At 64.1% G+C, this 15312-nt stretch carries 10 protein-coding genes and 1 riboswitch; of the genes, 1 reads left to right on the top strand and 9 read right to left on the bottom strand.

Annotated features, from left to right (window positions below; translation table 11 throughout):
- Nucleotides 1–26 precede the first annotated feature (26 nt).
- A riboswitch (cyclic di-GMP riboswitch) is annotated at nt 27–117 on the bottom strand.
- A 685-nt stretch (nt 118–802) separates the two neighbouring features.
- The 4 genes from putP to hldE form a co-directional block, all read right to left on the bottom strand.
- Nucleotides 803–2296 carry a sodium/proline symporter PutP gene (gene putP / locus SALB1_RS00535; RefSeq protein ID WP_109995200.1) on the bottom strand — a complete coding sequence of 498 codons (1494 nt, stop codon included), beginning with the start codon at nt 2294–2296 and terminating at the stop codon, nt 803–805.
- Between the two features lie 490 nt (nt 2297–2786).
- On the bottom strand, nt 2787–3539 hold the full coding sequence (locus tag SALB1_RS00540) for a PEP-CTERM sorting domain-containing protein (RefSeq protein ID WP_109992077.1): 753 nt from the start codon (nt 3537–3539) through the stop codon (nt 2787–2789).
- 353 nt (nt 3540–3892) lie between these two features.
- Nucleotides 3893–5194: a 3-deoxy-D-manno-octulosonic acid transferase gene (locus SALB1_RS00545; protein WP_158590557.1), complete on the bottom strand. Its 1302-nt coding sequence runs from the start codon at nt 5192–5194 to the stop codon at nt 3893–3895.
- 87 nt (nt 5195–5281) lie between these two features.
- Complete coding sequence (hldE, locus tag SALB1_RS00550) at nt 5282–6736, bottom strand: bifunctional D-glycero-beta-D-manno-heptose-7-phosphate kinase/D-glycero-beta-D-manno-heptose 1-phosphate adenylyltransferase HldE (protein WP_109992079.1); 1455 nt, start codon at nt 6734–6736, stop codon at nt 5282–5284.
- A gap of 123 nt (nt 6737–6859) precedes the next feature.
- Here hldE and SALB1_RS00555 point away from each other — a divergent pair, with 123 nt between their 5' ends.
- Nucleotides 6860–7816, top strand: coding sequence for a lysophospholipid acyltransferase family protein (locus tag SALB1_RS00555; RefSeq protein WP_109992080.1), 957 nt, complete (start codon nt 6860–6862; stop codon nt 7814–7816).
- Here the strand turns inward: SALB1_RS00555 and SALB1_RS00560 are convergent.
- The 5 genes from SALB1_RS00560 to groES all read right to left on the bottom strand — a co-directional run bounded on the left by SALB1_RS00560 (nt 7789) and on the right by groES (nt 15063).
- Complete coding sequence (locus tag SALB1_RS00560) at nt 7789–8544, bottom strand: 3-deoxy-D-manno-octulosonic acid kinase (protein WP_158590558.1); 756 nt, start codon at nt 8542–8544, stop codon at nt 7789–7791. The two genes, SALB1_RS00555 and SALB1_RS00560, sit on opposite strands and share 28 nt — an antisense overlap.
- Nucleotides 8545–8723: 179 nt before the next feature.
- The gene (gene rfaD / locus SALB1_RS00565; protein WP_109992082.1) at nt 8724–9674 is read right to left on the bottom strand and encodes an ADP-glyceromanno-heptose 6-epimerase; all 951 of its coding nucleotides are present in this window, start codon (nt 9672–9674) and stop codon (nt 8724–8726) included.
- A gap of 274 nt (nt 9675–9948) precedes the next feature.
- Nucleotides 9949–12762 carry a bifunctional [glutamate--ammonia ligase]-adenylyl-L-tyrosine phosphorylase/[glutamate--ammonia-ligase] adenylyltransferase gene (gene glnE / locus SALB1_RS00570; protein WP_158590559.1) on the bottom strand — a complete coding sequence of 938 codons (2814 nt, stop codon included), beginning with the start codon at nt 12760–12762 and terminating at the stop codon, nt 9949–9951.
- A 307-nt stretch (nt 12763–13069) separates the two neighbouring features.
- Complete coding sequence (groL, locus tag SALB1_RS00575; RefSeq protein ID WP_109992084.1) at nt 13070–14716, bottom strand: chaperonin GroEL; 1647 nt, start codon at nt 14714–14716, stop codon at nt 13070–13072.
- 59 nt (nt 14717–14775) lie between these two features.
- A complete protein-coding gene (gene groES, locus SALB1_RS00580; protein WP_109992085.1) occupies nt 14776–15063 on the bottom strand; it encodes a co-chaperone GroES in 288 nt (95 codons plus the stop codon).
- Between the last annotated feature and the right edge of the window lie 249 nt (nt 15064–15312).

Below are 15312 nucleotides of genomic sequence, written 5' to 3' on the forward strand. Positions count from 1 at the left end.
TCAAAATTCGCCGCCTGGATTCGTCCAGCGGCAGCCCGGCCGTCCTGGCACGTCTGAGCGTGCTTTAGATCCGCGGCTTTGCGTCACCGTCTTTCGACGGCTTTGCCTTTATCCTAGAAACGAGCCAACCAATGTATTGCCGCATAACAAAAAATAGACAGGCCAAAACGCCTGAGCCCGAGCGGATCTCGCGGCCCCGTTGGCATGGCCTGCAACGATATCAACCCGCATACGACTCTACCTCCCGGCTTTCAGGCTCAGTGAAAACCCGGACGTACTTCTCATACGTCGGCGAACAGTACGCAAGCGGAATGCCCAAGTCCACTATTACGATTTTATGAAAACACGTCGAGAACGGGGTGTGCCCCGTCCAGCGCTACGGTTTTCCGGGCGACCCTCCAAGGGCAGCCACCAATCCCGCCGCTCCGGCCCCGCCCGGTTTGCAAGACATGACAAGCCGTTATCGTGCTCCGTCTGGCCAATTGGTTAACCCACGCCTGCGGCGGCTCGGCGTGCCGGCTGCGGCACGACCTTGGACCCTGGAACCACGAAGATTGAGGATTACGCGGTCGTCAGACAGTCGATAGCGGCGCGCGATGTTAGGTTACGGGGCTGGGCGGGCGCTGAAAGAGCACAAGAACACGCCGAATTACGGCCGCGACAATTGCCGGCGTGGCAGGCTCCGTGCCCTGGGCACCTGGAAATCGGCTCGCGCTACCGCCACGCACGAACGATGCGGGCATCTTTGCTTGGATCGGCCAGGACCTCTGGCGGCCCTGGCCGATCGAATTCCCCTCTGGAATCAGCTCGCCTCGAGCGCGCGATATTCGCCGTGCGTCTCGGTCATCAGACTGACCACGACGATCGCGATCCACGCCACGATGAAGCCCGGGATGATTTCATAGACTCCCGGTCCGCCAAGGAAGCTGCCGTCCCAGCCGACGGATATCCAGAAGATCACAGTCACCGCACCGGCCACCAGGCCCGCGACTGCGCCACTACCCGACATTCGTCGCCACGTTAGCGAGAGAATCATCAACGGTCCGAATGCGGCCCCGAAGCCCGCCCAGGCATGACTGACGAGCCCGAGGACCTGCGAATTCGGGTTGCGCGCAATAAATGCCGCGACGACACCTACCAGCAGCACGCTGAGCCGCCCGATGAGAACGCTTTCGCGCTCGCTGGCCTCCTTGCGCAGAAACAGCCGATAGAAGTCCTCGGTAAGCGAAGAGGACGACACCAGCAACTGGCTGGAGATCGTGCTCATGATCGCCGCCAGCAGCGCTGCATACAGGAAACCCGTGATAAGCGGATTGAACAGCAGGCGTGACAGGATGATGAAGATGGTCTCCGGGTCGTTCACGGTTAACCCATTGCGCATCGCGTAAGCGCGACCGAACACACCCAGGCTGATGGCACCGGCCAGCGAGATGAACATCCAGGTCATGCCGATGTTGCGCGCCTTGGGCACTTCGGCCACAGAACGGACTGCCATGAAACGCACAATGATGTGCGGCTGACCGAAATAGCCCAACCCCCACGTCACCGCCGAGAAGAACCCGATGATCGTCAGCCCGTGCGTCCAGGAAAGGAAATTCGGCCCGGCCCCTGCCAGCGTTTGCGACGCCTGGGTGTAGCCGCCACCGCCACTGCCGAACAGCACGACGATAGGCATCAACACCAGAGCCACCATCATGATGCAGCCCTGGACGAAGTCGGTAAGACTCACGGCAAGAAAGCCACCGACCACGGTATAAGTCAGCACGATGATCAAGGTCAGCCAGACGCCGACGTCGTATTCGCTGAGCGAGCCGATATGGATAAGCCCGCCGAATGCACTGGTGAACAGCTTGCCACCTGCGACCAACCCCGAGGCCGTGTACACCGCGAAAAACACGACGATGATGATCGCCGACACGGTGCGCAGCGCCATCGCTTTGCTTGGAAAGCGATTCGCCAAAAACTCCGGGATAGTCAGGCTATTATCGTAGCGCTCGGTCTGCTCACGCAGGCGCGGCGCCACCACGATCCAGTTCACGAACGCGCCGACGAACAGGCCGATGCCGATCCATGCCTGGACGAGGCCCGCCACATAGAGCGCGCCGGGCAGCCCCAGAAGCAGCCATCCACTCATGTCCGACGCGCCGGCGGACAGTGCGGCCACCGCCGGACTGAGGCTTCGCCCGCCGAGCATGTACCCTTCGGATGAATCCGTCGCTTTCCGCCAAGCATAGAACCCTATGCCCAGCATCAAGAGAAAATAAAGGATCAAGCTGACCCATACACCAGTTGCCATGATGCCCCCGTATTCCAATCTGGTATTAGCCGACCAACTCTACCGGTAATTGCGCGAATGACCAGCGCGAAAATGGGTCGACGGTCCGGTACCGGGGTTGTCGCGGTTCGCGCAAACGCGTCAGGCTGCGGCTTTTGGCTTCTGAGCCCGCCCAACTTCGACCTTAGTCGTTCAAGGGACAAAGCCGATACAGCAACCTCATTGCGCGCAGCACGATACGGGTTTCGAGCCAAGTTCGCATGGCGCCGCCGGTCAACGCCTGACGGAGAAAGGGGGAACGATCCGTGCGAGTCACGTCGCCTGAGCCGACTTCGCATGCAGCCGTGGGTGGGATCGCAGGCCCTGACGACAGATCGTCCAACCATGGCGGCCCTGTCTTGTGTGAACCGCATCGAACGAGCTTTAAAAAAAAACGGCCCGCCGAAGCGGGCCGTTGTGCGGGATTACAATGGCGCCGGCCAGGCCGGAGCCGCCCTCACTGCGAGGACATTCAGACGTCGCGCTTCTGAATCCGGCGAGCGGCGAAGCCGATCATGAGCAGTCCGACGCCGAACATGGCGATCGATGACGGCTCGGGAACCGGCCGGATCGATTCGACGGTCGCGACATAGTCCTGATAATCGCGATCGGTGCCGTCTTCCCAACCGAACAGGTACTCGTTCATGAGACCTTTGGTACCGGACGAACCCTGGTAACCAACCATCCGATCAGCGCCGCTGTTGAGCGTAGTATCGGAGTAATAGGTGTTGCCGCCGATGGTGAGAAAGTAACCGAAGACATCCCCGCCGAAGTCCGCGGTGTGAAGATTATGCTGGACCGAGGCGGAGTCGGTGTAGTAGGAGGACATGAGACCAGTCGACGAACTGTACTTGAGATAACCCGTAGTCTCATTCGTATTCGCGCCGAGTTGGGAACCGGCGCCGAGGAGACTCAAACGATTGGTCGAGTCATTGGGATCATAAACACCGAACGTTGCCTGGTTAAAATTCGAAGTCCAGGTCGCCACGAGCAAGCTGCTCGATGAATTGGTCGCGCCGAACGTCCAGTACGCATCGTTCGACTGAGGCGAAGCGGCGGTGACATTCGTAAAGCCCGCCGTATGGGCCACTTGGTAGAGTGTGGGTTCGTGATTACCGTGCGGTCCGTCCGCGGCCGTGTTGACATCGATCTGAGTGGCAAAGGCCGACCCGGCGAACGCCAAGGCAGCTATCGCGCCAGCTGTACCGTAAAATCGCTTTTTCATGATTATTCCCCTGGTATTGACAGGCCTGCCGAAAAATTTCGGGCTCTGCTACCTACCGCAATGCAGGCGTCGTGCCAATTATTTTTTATTTTATAATTGAAGGGCTTATGAAAAATCTACGTGGCGCGCGCAAATTTTTGACAGATTTTTCGACGATTCAGCCATAAAAACTGGTGCATACGGCGAGCCGCGCTTTGCGCTGAAGCCGGCGCCGCAAGAAACCATTGATTTGATGGCGTTTTGCCGCCCAACTCATTGGCCTGCATCTGGTCGGCTGTCAAATCTTCCGACAGAAACCACGCAAAAAGCGCCCACGCCCATACCCGCGCCGCCGGAATGGTCTCGCTAAGGTTTCAGCGTGCCTCCGCCATCAACTCGTGGACAATCCGCAGCGTCCGGCCGAGCGCGCCGCGGTGTATGGCCACGGTCGCCGCGAGGCGTTGCCGCGCGGCTTGGCGCGTGTCGGGGTTCTCCAGCCAACCTGCCGTGATCTCGGCCACGTCGCGAAAGTCCCGCGCGATCGCGGCGCCGCCCGCTTCGATCATCGGCGCCATCGCATCGCGCCACTCAGCCACATGGGGGCCGGTTGTGAATACACAGCCCACGGCTGCGGGCTCGATCACGTTATGACCGCCGACACCGGGCGCCAGGCTGCCACCGACGAACGCCACATCCGCCAGTGTGTAGAGCATTTCCAGTTCGCCGATGGTGTCGACCAGCACGATATCCGTTCGATCATCGACGGGGTCGCGGCGGCTGTGGCGCGCATACTGCCATCCGGCACGCGCCAGCAGGCCCGCCACTTCTTCGAAACGTTGCGGATGGCGCGGCGCCATCACCGCGAGGACGTTCGGGTGTCGCGCCCTGAGCAAAGCGAAGGTTTCGAGTAACTGCGCTTCTTCGGTGTCATGGGTGCTGGCCGCCAGCCAGACAGACCGCGACGCGGCCTGCCATGTCTGCCGCAGTTCACGCGCCTCGGCTTCGGCATGCGGGCATTGTCGACGATCGTATTTCAGGTTGCCCGTCACCTCGACGACGCGCGCGGGCGCGCCCGCTGCAATGAATCGCTCGGCATGAACGCTGTCGGCAGCGGCGATCCGGGCAAAACGCGTCAGCATGAAGGCCGCGGCCCGCGATACGGGCCAACGCTGATACCGCCGCGCCGAGCGTGCCGACAGGCTCGCATTGACCAGAACGAGCGGCACCTCAACACGCCCGGCGGTCGCCACGAGATTGGGCCAGAGCTCGGTCTCGGCCAGAATCCCCACCGCGGGGCCGATGCGACGCAGGAACCGGCGCGTGGCGCCGGGCGTGTCGAGCGGCAGATAGCAAAGCGCGACACGCTCGCCGAGGCGCCGCACAGCCTCTGCCCGCCCGGTCGGTGTAAACGTGGTCAACACAATACGATGATCGGGATAGCATTCGATGAGTGCTTCGATCAGCGGGGTGACCAGGATTACTTCCCCCACGGAAGCGGCATGCACCCACAAAGCCAGGCCGTCGACCGAGTCCACGAAACCGAGCCGTTCGCACCAATGGTCGCGATAGGCCGGCTCGCGGCGACCGCGCCAGGCGAAATAGCCGAATGCCACGGGAAGGACGAGCCAGGTCAAACCGGAATAGAGCCAGCGCCAGATCACGTCGCGCCTCGCCACGGGCCTCGATCGCAGCCGCAGCGGCGCCCACCGGCCTCACTCGGCGTCAGCATGGCAAGGCGCGACCGGCGGGGCGGCACGACGCCGTCAACTATCGTCGCCAGAGCGTAGCCGATCCACGATCGCCGTGGTCGAAAAGCCGGGCACGAACTCGAGCGTACGCACCTCGCCGCCCGCTTCGAGAACACAGGCGCCACCCGCAATCCCGGAGACCTCATAATCGCCCCCCTTGACCAGCACATCCGGCAGCAGGCGGCAGATGAGCCGCTCCGGCGTGTCCTCGGCGAAGGGCACCACCCAGTCGACGGCCGCCAGCCCGCGCAGGACCTGCATCCGGTGCGACAGATCATTGAGCGGCCGGCCCGCCCCCTTCAGGCGCGCGACCGACGCGTCGTCATTGACTGCGACAACCAACCAGTCACCGAGCGCCCGCGCCGCCTCCAGATAAGCGATATGCCCGGGATGCAGGAGATCGAAACAGCCGTTGGTCATCACGATCCGCTCGCCGCGCGCATGCGCCTGCACGAACCACTCGGCCAGCGTGTCCTCGTCAATCACGCCGCGGTCGCGGGTGCGTTGCGCGCGTGCGGCCTGACGCAGTTCCGCTGGACTGACCGTCGCCGTGCCCAGCTTGCCCACCACGATGCCTGCGGCCAGGTTGGCCACCGCGGCCGCCTCCGACAGACTCAGGCCCGCGCCGAGACCGGCCGCCACCATGGCGATCACCGTATCCCCCGCGCCGGTGACGTCGAACACCTCGCGGGCGCGCGCGGGCAGATGCAGATCGCCATCGGCGGCGAACAGGTTCATGCCCTTTTCGCTGCGCGTGATCAACAACGCCTCGAGATCCAGTGTGCGGCGTGTATCCGCAGCCTGCGTCGTAAGCCAGCGTTCGGTATCCATGCCCATCTCGCGCGCGCCCCGGCCGACATGGGCCTCGAACTCGGCCGCGTTCGGCGTGATGAGATTGGCGCCGGCATAGCGCTGCCAGTCGCGCCCCTTCGGGTCGACCAGCACCGGCACGCCCGCGTCCCGGGCCAGACGGATGATCTCGGCCACATCAGCCAGCGTCCCCTTGCCGTAATCGGAACAGATCAGTACGTCCGTGCCCGCCAGCGCGGCGCGGACCCGGGCCAGCAAAGCCGCGCGGTCGAAAGCACCGTCGAGCGCGAACGAGCGCTCGAAGTCCAGCCGGATGAGCTGCTGATTGCGGCTGACGATGCGCAGCTTGGCGATGGTCGGATGACCCGGGCTGTCGACCAGGCTATCCACGATCCCGGCCTCGCTCAGCAGGCCGCGCGTGGCCGCGCCCGGCTCGTCTTCACCGACGACGCCGATCAGATGCGTCCGTGCCCCGACCCGCGCCAGGTTGAGCGCGACGTTGGCGGCGCCGCCCAGACGACGCTCCTCGTCGCCGATACGCACGACCGGTACGGGCGCTTCGGGCGAAATACGCCCCGTATCGCCGTACCAGTAGCGGTCGAGCATGATATCGCCGACAACCAGAACGCGGCTGTCGGTAAACGACGGGATCCGATCCATCCGGGGTTTATTCGCGGGCCTGTTTCGAGCATGATACAAAGCCGGTTGCAGGCTGTGTAGCGCGCCGCGCCGATGCGACCCGACAATGGCAGCCGGCAGCGCACGCCGGCCCGCGTAGGCTGAATGGCAGTTTCCAACCTCCAACACGAAGACGAGCCGCGTCTGATCGCCCCGCGTTTCTGGCCGAGCTGGCTCCTGATGGGCCTCGGGTGGCTGCTCAGCCAGCTCCCTTACCGGACCCAGATGCGGCTCGGCGCCGGACTCGGGCGGCTCGCCGCGCTCATCGTGCCTGGGCGTCGGCGCGTGGCCGACATCAACCTCAGGCTATGCTATCCGGACTTGTCGGATACCGAGCGCCACGAGCTGCTCGACGCGCATTTCCGCTCGGTCGGCCAGGGCGCGCTCGAGACCGGAATCTGCTGGTGGGGCAGCCAGGCCAAGGTCGATGGTCTGGCCCATGTCGAAGGCCTGCATCATTTGGAGGATGCCGCCACCCGCGGCCGCGGCATTATTCTGCTGTCGGCGCATACGACATCGCTGGAACTCGGGGTGCGCATGGCGCAGCCGTATCTGGCCGATCTGGGTTTCCGGACCACGGCCATGTACAAGCCGCCGCGGGATCCCGTGGTCGAACGCGTGATGCGCCAGCGACGCGAGGCCCATATAGGCGGCGCCGGCATCGCGGCCAACGATGTGGTGGCCCTGCTTGCGGCGCTACGCCGCGGCGACGCCGTCTGGTACGCCGGCGACCAGAAAGCCGGCCAACGGCTCAGCGCGGTGGTGGATTTCTTTGGCCAGCCGGCCCGTACCCATGTGGCGGTCAGCCGCATGGCGGGAATGACCCGGGCGACCGTCGTTCCGTTTTTCACCCTGCGGCGCGCCGACGGCGCGGGTTATCGGCTGATCATCAAACCGCCGCTGACGGATTTTCCGGGTCCGGACGAAGCCGCCGATGCGCGCCGGATCAATGCGATTATCGAATCGGTCGTCAATGAGGATCCGGCGCAGTATTTCTGGTTACACCAGCGCTTCAAGCGCGACGATTACGACCCCTACAAGCCGCCGAAGGCCACGCGATAGCCCGTCCGCAACGCCTGCCAATCCGCATCGCCGAAATGAAAGTGCGTCCCGCGAGCGGCGAATTTGTCGAGAGAACGGCGCAGGCGTGCCAGATTGGCCTGGCGCCAGCTGCCGTCCCCGCGAAAGCGCGCGCGGTCGAAATCGATCAGATAAAACCGGTCGTTATCGACCGTCAGAATATTGCGCGCGTTCAGGTCCGCATGCCACACCCCGGCACGATGCAGCGCGGCGATCTCGCCGCCCAGGATGCGCCAACCCGCCGCCGACATGGGCATGCGCCCAAGCCGGTCGGCCAGCGGCTCGGTGTTCGGCAGGGCCCATGTGATCAAGTCCGCACCGTAGCCCAGACCGGCCCGGTACACAGCGCGTGCCGCCACCGGCTTCGGAACCGGCAAGCCTCGCTCGTACAACGCCGCCAATAGCCGAAACTCCCGCACCGGGCGCGTTTGCATATCCCCGGTCCAGAAGTAGCGATCCGGATTGAGGCGCGCCAACAGACCGCCGCGTCGATAATGCCGCAGCACCCAGACCGCCTCGTTCATGGCGCGAAAAAAATAAGCCTCCCCTCGGCCCGCCGCACTCGACAATAGTGCATCGCGCGCGCGCAGGGCTTCCGGGTCGAACCAATCGGCGTCAGGTGGCTGTCGGCCGAAAACCCGACCATCCCATATCGCAATGCTGCCGCCGTGCCTGGCGCTGGCCGTATCGATGGTCTCCCGGCCACTCAACCGGCGATCTCCTGGCCCGTCGCGACAACGGGGCCCGGACGGGGCATGCCAAGCCGAGGGTATAACGACAACCGGGCCCGGCGACCGCAAGCATGGGCCAAGCGCGGGTTGAAGCGGCTGTGGTGCATTACTGTCTCGGACGCTTGTTGCGGCAGTCGCGGGCGGCGAGCGACATGCGGCTATGTCCGGTTCATGGCCAGCCAGTCGAGATAGCGCGGCACGCCCTGCTCCACCGGCATGAACGCGTTCGGATAGCCGGCGGCCTGCAACGCCCCCATGTCGGCTTCGGTGAAGCTCTGATAGTGCCCGAGCAACGACTGCGGGAACTGGATATAGCGTTTTTCGCCCCGGCCATGCCAGGCGATCACGGCGTCCGCGACCTCATTGAAGGTCTGGGATCGGCCGGTGCCGCAGTTGAAAATACCCGAGACCTGCGGGTGATCGAGCAGCCAGAGATTGACCGCAACGACGTCATCGACATGAATGAAGTCGCGCCGCTGCTCACCGTCGCCATAGCCATCCGAGCCGGCAAACAGACGGCATTCGCCGTCTTCGACGATCTGGTTGGAAAAATGCCGGGCCACGCTCGCCATGCGGCCCTTGTGCCCTTCGCGCGGGCCATAGACATTGAAGTAGCGCAGACCCACCACCTGCGAATGTCTTGTCTTGGCCCGGGCCCGCACATACTGGTCGAAAGCGAACTTGGAGACCGCATACATGTTGAGCGGGCTCTCGGCCGCGCGGCGCTCGACGAAATCGGGGCCCATGCCATAGACGGAGGCCGACGAGGCATACAAAAAAGGAACCCGATGCTGGGCGCACCAAGCGTGCAGGGTCTTCGAATAAGTGAAGTTGCGCGCCATGACGTAGCGGCCGTCCCACTCGGTCGTATCCGAACAGGCGCCCTGATGAAACACGGCATCGACGCCCCGGGGCATGTCGTCGGCGGCCATGCGGCGCTCGAGTTCGTCGTATTCCAGATAATCCGAGAAATCGAGATCGGCCAGGTTGAGGCATTTGTGGCCGTCGGTCAGATCGTCGACGACCAGGATGTCGCGGATGCCCCGGGCATTGAGCCCGGCAACGATGTTGCTGCCGATGAATCCGGCCGCTCCGGTGACGATGATCATTTCGATGAACTCCCTTGCAACAAACCTGCCACGTCCGCGCCGATGTCCGCGTGCCGGCCCCAATCGCGCTCGGCCACGGCCGCGGCAGTATAACCGGCCACCCGCAGGCACCGGGCGACGGCACGACGCGCGGCGCGATCCGACCGGCGCGCGGGCGCTGCACCGCCACGGCGATAGCGTACGCATCGCCCGCCGGCGCGATCAATTCGCTGCGCAAGGGCCTGTCGACATCGCTGGCGAGGTTGCAATGCGGTCGGCTCGCCCCTGCTGCGACTCACGCGGGCGCGCCCGGGGGATCGGTCGAATCATCCGACGGGCCGACCGGTCGGTCTATCCAGTGCGCCCATAGATCGGCCACCGCCTGACGCTCCGCTTCGCGCCGGCTGTCCCGATCGATCATGGCGCGCTGACCTTGCAAGGCGGCGGCATGCACCACGCGCCGGTAATCGCGATAGGCACGGGTCATCGTGCGGATGTCCGCGTAGCGGGCGCGCTGGGCCGACTCCATGGTCTCCAGAATGCGGATGGCGTCGGTAAAGATGAGCAGTTCCGGACAATCATGGCCGTAGGCCAAAGCCGCGTACTGCGCCATGAATTCGATGTCGATGAGACCGCCCGGCATCTGCTTGACATCCCAACGCCGGTCGGTGGTCTCGTCCTTCACCCGGCGCATCCGTTGCCGCATCGAACGCACTTCGGCGGCCAGCCGGGCCGGATCGCGTTCAGTGGCCAGCAGTTCACGGCGCAGGCCGGCAAAGCGCGCCCCCAGGCCGGCGTCACCGGCCACCGGCCGCGCCCGGACCAGCGCCTGATGCTCCCAGGTCCAGGCCTGCTCGCGCTGATAACGGGCGAATGCCTCGATATGCGTGACCATGAGGCCGGCGTTGCCCGAGGGCCGCAGCCGCATATCGATCTCGTAGGCCCGCCCGGCCGGAGTCGCGGTAGACAGGATATGAATCAGTCGCTGCGCCAGGCGGGTGAAAAAGACCTGATGCGTCAGCTCGCGCCGCCCGCCCTGTGTCGCCGCTTCCGATGGGCTGTCGTAGACGAATACCAGATCGAGATCCGAGGTATAACCCAGCTCCAGCCCGCCGAGCTTGCCGTAGGCGATGACCGCGAACGGCGCGCGCCGGCCGTCTTCCAGGCGCGGCTCGCCGTAGCGATCGCTCATCTGGTCCCAGGCCATGCCGAGCGCGACCTCGAGCACGACTTCGGCCAGCGCGGTGAGATGATCCGAGACGATCATCAGCGGCATGGCGTTGGTGACATCGGCCGCCGCGATGCGCAGCATGGCCTTCTGGGTGAACCGTCGCAGCGCGTTCATGCGCTGGTCGAGATCCAGCACATCGAATGCCGCCAGATCGTCGGCCAGCTCGGCCTCCAGTTCGGACCGGCGCGGGGGATGGTAAAGCTGGCGCGGGTCGAGAAAGGAGTCGAGCAGCGCAGGCTGTTCGGCGATGCGCTGGGTGATCCATTCACTGGCCCCGCACAACCGCATCAACGTCGACAGGGCCGCTGGGTATTCCACCAGCAAGGCGATGTAGTTGCTGCGCCCGACGATCTCGCTGATCACCGACAACGTCCGCAGCACCGAACGCTCGGGGTCGTCAGTGTTCGCCGACGCCGCGATCACTGCCGGAATCAGCTCGCCGAGCCAGCGCCGCCCGCGCGCCTCGAGAATGCGATACCGGCGCTGATCCTGGAGCTCCACGAGCGCCTGGCGTACCGCCGCGGTATCCTCGATGCCGTAGCGTTCGAGCAGATCGTCGGCCTCGGCCGCGGACAGCGTCTGCTGCCAGAGCGCTTCGAGCGCAGCATGCTCCCGATCACTGGCGTCGGCTTTTTCCTTGGAATCGGGGCTGGCGAAGACCTGCTCGAACAAGGCGTGGACCTCGCGGCGCACGCGTTCGGTTTCGGCGGCCAGGGTTTCGCCGTCGGCCATTGCCATGGCACGCGCCAGTCGATCGCGCTCGCCGGCATCCGCCGGAAATTCGTGCGTCTGGCGATCGTCCACCATCTGCAGCCGGTTTTCCAGCCGCCGGAGGAACACATAGCCGGCATCCAGCCGCTCGGCCGTTGCGGCCGCCAGATGGCCGCTCTCGGCCAGCCTGGCCAGCGTCGGGCGCAGCCGATTGTCCTGCAGCTCGGGCTCCTGGCCGCCCCGGACCAGCTGAAAGACCTGGGCCAGAAACTCGATCTCGCGGATGCCGCCGTAGCCGAGTTTCACGTCTGCCTGCGAGTCGCGCCGCGCCACCTGGCGATCGATCATCGCCTTCATCTCGCGGATCGACTCGAACGCGCCGTAGTCGAGATAGCGCCGATAGACGAACGGCCGCAGCGTCGCGATCAACCGCTGCCCGCCTTCGATATCGCCCGCTACCGGTCGCGCCTTGATCCAGGCATAACGCTCCCACTCGCGCCCATGCGCCTGGTAATACTGCTCCATGGCCCCGACCGAGCCGACCAGCGCGCCGGCGTCGCCGAACGGGCGCAATCGCGTGTCGACCCGATAGACAAACCCCTCCGCCGTCGTTTCGGACAACAGTTTGACCATGCGCTGGGCCACGCGCCGGAAGTAACCGGCCGCATCGAGATCGGCATCGATCTCGATGCCGCGCGACTCATCGAACGCGAGAATCAGATCGATATCGGAGGAAAAATTGAGTTCGCGCCCGCCGAGCTTTCCCATCCCGATCACGATGAGATGGACCACCCCGCCCTGCCGATCGCGCAGCGCGCCGAAACGCTCGGCGACTTCGGCCTCGGCCTGATGCAAGGCGTATTCGATACACTGGTCCGCCAGCGCGGACAGATTCGCGAGCACGCGGTCCAAGCCGTCAATTGCGGCCAGATCCCGCCAGGCGATCGCCACCAGAAAAGCATTGCGGGCCCCGCGCAACGCGGCGCCGGGGTCAACATCGCCGCACTCACGGACCCAGCGCGCCACATCGATTTCGAGCGTTGTGGCCGAGCCGGCCATGCCCGCGACCACCCAATCCGGCGATGTGTCCAGGCAATGGCGATACCAGCGCGCCACGAAATCGCTCGCCGTGCATGGATCGATCGGGGCGTGTTCTGGCGTAGCCAATGGCACTTTTCCTTCGAGCGGCGTGGTGGGCATACCGTCGATTCTGTCTCATCCGGCGCGTCGAACTCCAGTCCGGCTCACCATGGGCCGGGCCGGCTGACTCACGACCATGGGTACCAGGGCATCACCCGGGCCGAGCGGCGCACCTTGCTCCTGGCATAGCTCGAATGGTTTCGGGCGCCCATCGCCGGCGCACCGCGTGCGACGCCAGTCGGGCCGGACGCGATCAACGCCTATTCCCCAAGCCCAAAAAAAAGCCCCGCACGGGGCGGGGCTCTTCAAGGCTCGCATCAGGCGAGACAGGCGACTACATCATGCCGCCCATACCGCCCATGCCACCCATGCCGCCCATGTCGGCGCCACCCTTGTCGTCCTCTTCCGGGACGTCGGCCACGGTGGCCTCGGTGGTCAGCAACAGGCTGGCGATGGAGGCCGCGTTCTGCAGTGCGGTACGGCTGACCTTGGTCGGGTCGAGAATACCCATTTCGACCATGTCGCCGTATTCGCCGGTGGCCGCGTTGTAGCCGTAGTTGCCTTCGTGGGAAAGCACTTCGTTGACCACGACCGACGGCTCGCCGCCGCTGTTGAACACGATCTGGCGCAGCGGCTCTTCAACCGCACGACGCAGCAGCCGGATACCGGCTTCCTGGTCGTCGTTGGCGCCCTTGACGGCTTCGATGGCCTTGAGCGTGCGCAGCAGGGCCACGCCACCACCGGGCACGATGCCTTCTTCGACGGCCGCACGGGTCGCGTGCAGGGCGTCTTCGACACGCGCCTTCTTCTCTTTCATCTCGACTTCGGTGGCCGCGCCAACCTTGATCAGCGCCACGCCGCCGGCGAGCTTGGCCACACGTTCCTGCAGCTTTTCCTTGTCGTAGTCCGAGGAGGAATCCTCGATCTGCGCGCGGATCTGCTTGATGCGGCCTTCGATATCGTCGTTGGAACCCTTGCCATCGATGATGGTGGTGTTTTCCTTCGAGATCTGGACCTTGTTGGCCTCGCCGAGGTGATCCAGCGTGGCGTTTTCCAGGGTCATGCCGATGTCTTCGGAGATGACCTGGCCGCCGGTCAGGATCGCCATGTCTTCGAGCATGGCCTTGCGACGGTCACCAAAGCCGGGCGCCTTGACGGCGGCGACCTTGACGATGCCACGCATGTTGTTGACCACCAGCGTCGCCAGGGCTTCGCCCTCGACGTCTTCGGAGACGATCAGCAGCGGGCGATTGGCCTTGGCCACGTTCTCCAGCAGCGGCAGCATGTCGCGGATGTTGGAGATCTTCTTGTCGAACAGCAGGATATACGGGTTATCCAGCTCGGCCGTCATCATCTGGTTGTCAGTGACGAAGTACGGCGACAGGTAACCGCGATCAAACTGCATGCCCTCGACCACGTCGAGTTCGTTGAATAGGCTGGAGCCTTCTTCAACGGTGATCACGCCTTCCTTGCCGACCTTGTTCATCGCGTCGGCGATGATCTTGCCAATTTCCTCGTCGGAGTTGGCCGAGATCGAGCCGACCTGCGCGATCGCTTTTTCGTCGTCACAGGGCTTGGACAGCTTGGCCAGCTCCGCGACGGCCGCGTCGACAGCCTTGTCGATGCCGCGCTTGAGGTCCATGGGGTTCATCCCCGCCGACACGGCCTTCACGCCTTCGCGCACGATGGCCTGGGCCAGAACCGTGGCGGTCGTGGTGCCGTCGCCGGCGACGTCGGAGGTCTTGGAAGCGACTTCCTTGACCATCTGCACGCCCATGTTCTCGAACTTGTCCTCAAGTTCGATTTCCTTGGCGACGGAGACACCGTCCTTGGTAATCGTGGGCGCGCCGAAGCTCTTGTCGAGCACCACGTTGCGGCCCTTCGGACCCAACGTGACCTTCACCGCGTTGGCCAGGGTGTTGACACCGCGGACCAGACGCTGACGTGCGTCTTCGCCGAAACGTACTTCCTTAGCAGCCATTGCTCGTTATCCTTGATTCGTTGATTGGTGGTTGACTAATGGATGCGCCAAACGGGCTGTTAACCCAGCACCGCCAGGATGTCGTCCTCGCGCATCACGACGACTTCGTCGCCGTCGACCTTGATCTCGGTACCCGAGAACTTGCCGAACATCACCGTGTCGCCGACCTTGACTTCAGGCTTGCGGACTTCGCCGTTGTCCAGCGGCTTGCCATTGCCGACCGCGATCACTTCGCCGCGCTGCGGCTTCTCGGCCGCGGTATCGGGAATGACGATGCCCCCGGCCGTCTTCTGCTCTTCTTCGATCCGCTTGATTACGATGCGGTCATGTAGAGGACGGATATTCATGCCACCCTTCTCCTCGAAACTGTGAAGGTTGTTGATTAAAAGCCCGACGGCTCATCGCCGCCACCCAGACTGCCGATTGGCAATCTTGATCACCCGCATTGATGCGGCCTCGCGGCCCCCTTTCAAGAGCGCGGACATAAATTTTTAACGGCGACTGCCCGGCGCAAAAGAGAAACGATGCCTTGTTGGAATGCCGCTCAGGCAGTATCGTTCGATACAAATCAAGTCATGCCGAGTCGTTCTCGGCGA

Source organism: Salinisphaera sp. LB1 (genome assembly GCF_003177035.1).
Classification (GTDB): domain Bacteria; phylum Pseudomonadota; class Gammaproteobacteria; order Nevskiales; family Salinisphaeraceae; genus Salinisphaera.

Bases quoted from the DNA above. Each gene is read 5' to 3' on its own strand.
- putP (WP_109995200.1), bottom strand. From the start codon at position 2,296: ATGGCAACTGGTGTATGGGTCAGCTTGATCCTTTATTTTCTCTTGATG.
- SALB1_RS00540 (WP_109992077.1), bottom strand. From the start codon at position 3,539: ATGAAAAAGCGATTTTACGGTACAGCTGGCGCGATAGCTGCCTTGGCG.
- hldE (WP_109992079.1), bottom strand. From the start codon at position 6,736: ATGGATCGGATCCCGTCGTTTACCGACAGCCGCGTTCTGGTTGTCGGC.
- SALB1_RS00555 (WP_109992080.1), top strand. From the start codon at position 6,860: ATGGCAGTTTCCAACCTCCAACACGAAGACGAGCCGCGTCTGATCGCC.
- rfaD (WP_109992082.1), bottom strand. From the start codon at position 9,674: ATGATCATCGTCACCGGAGCGGCCGGATTCATCGGCAGCAACATCGTT.
- groL (WP_109992084.1), bottom strand. From the start codon at position 14,716: ATGGCTGCTAAGGAAGTACGTTTCGGCGAAGACGCACGTCAGCGTCTG.
- groES (WP_109992085.1), bottom strand. From the start codon at position 15,063: ATGAATATCCGTCCTCTACATGACCGCATCGTAATCAAGCGGATCGAA.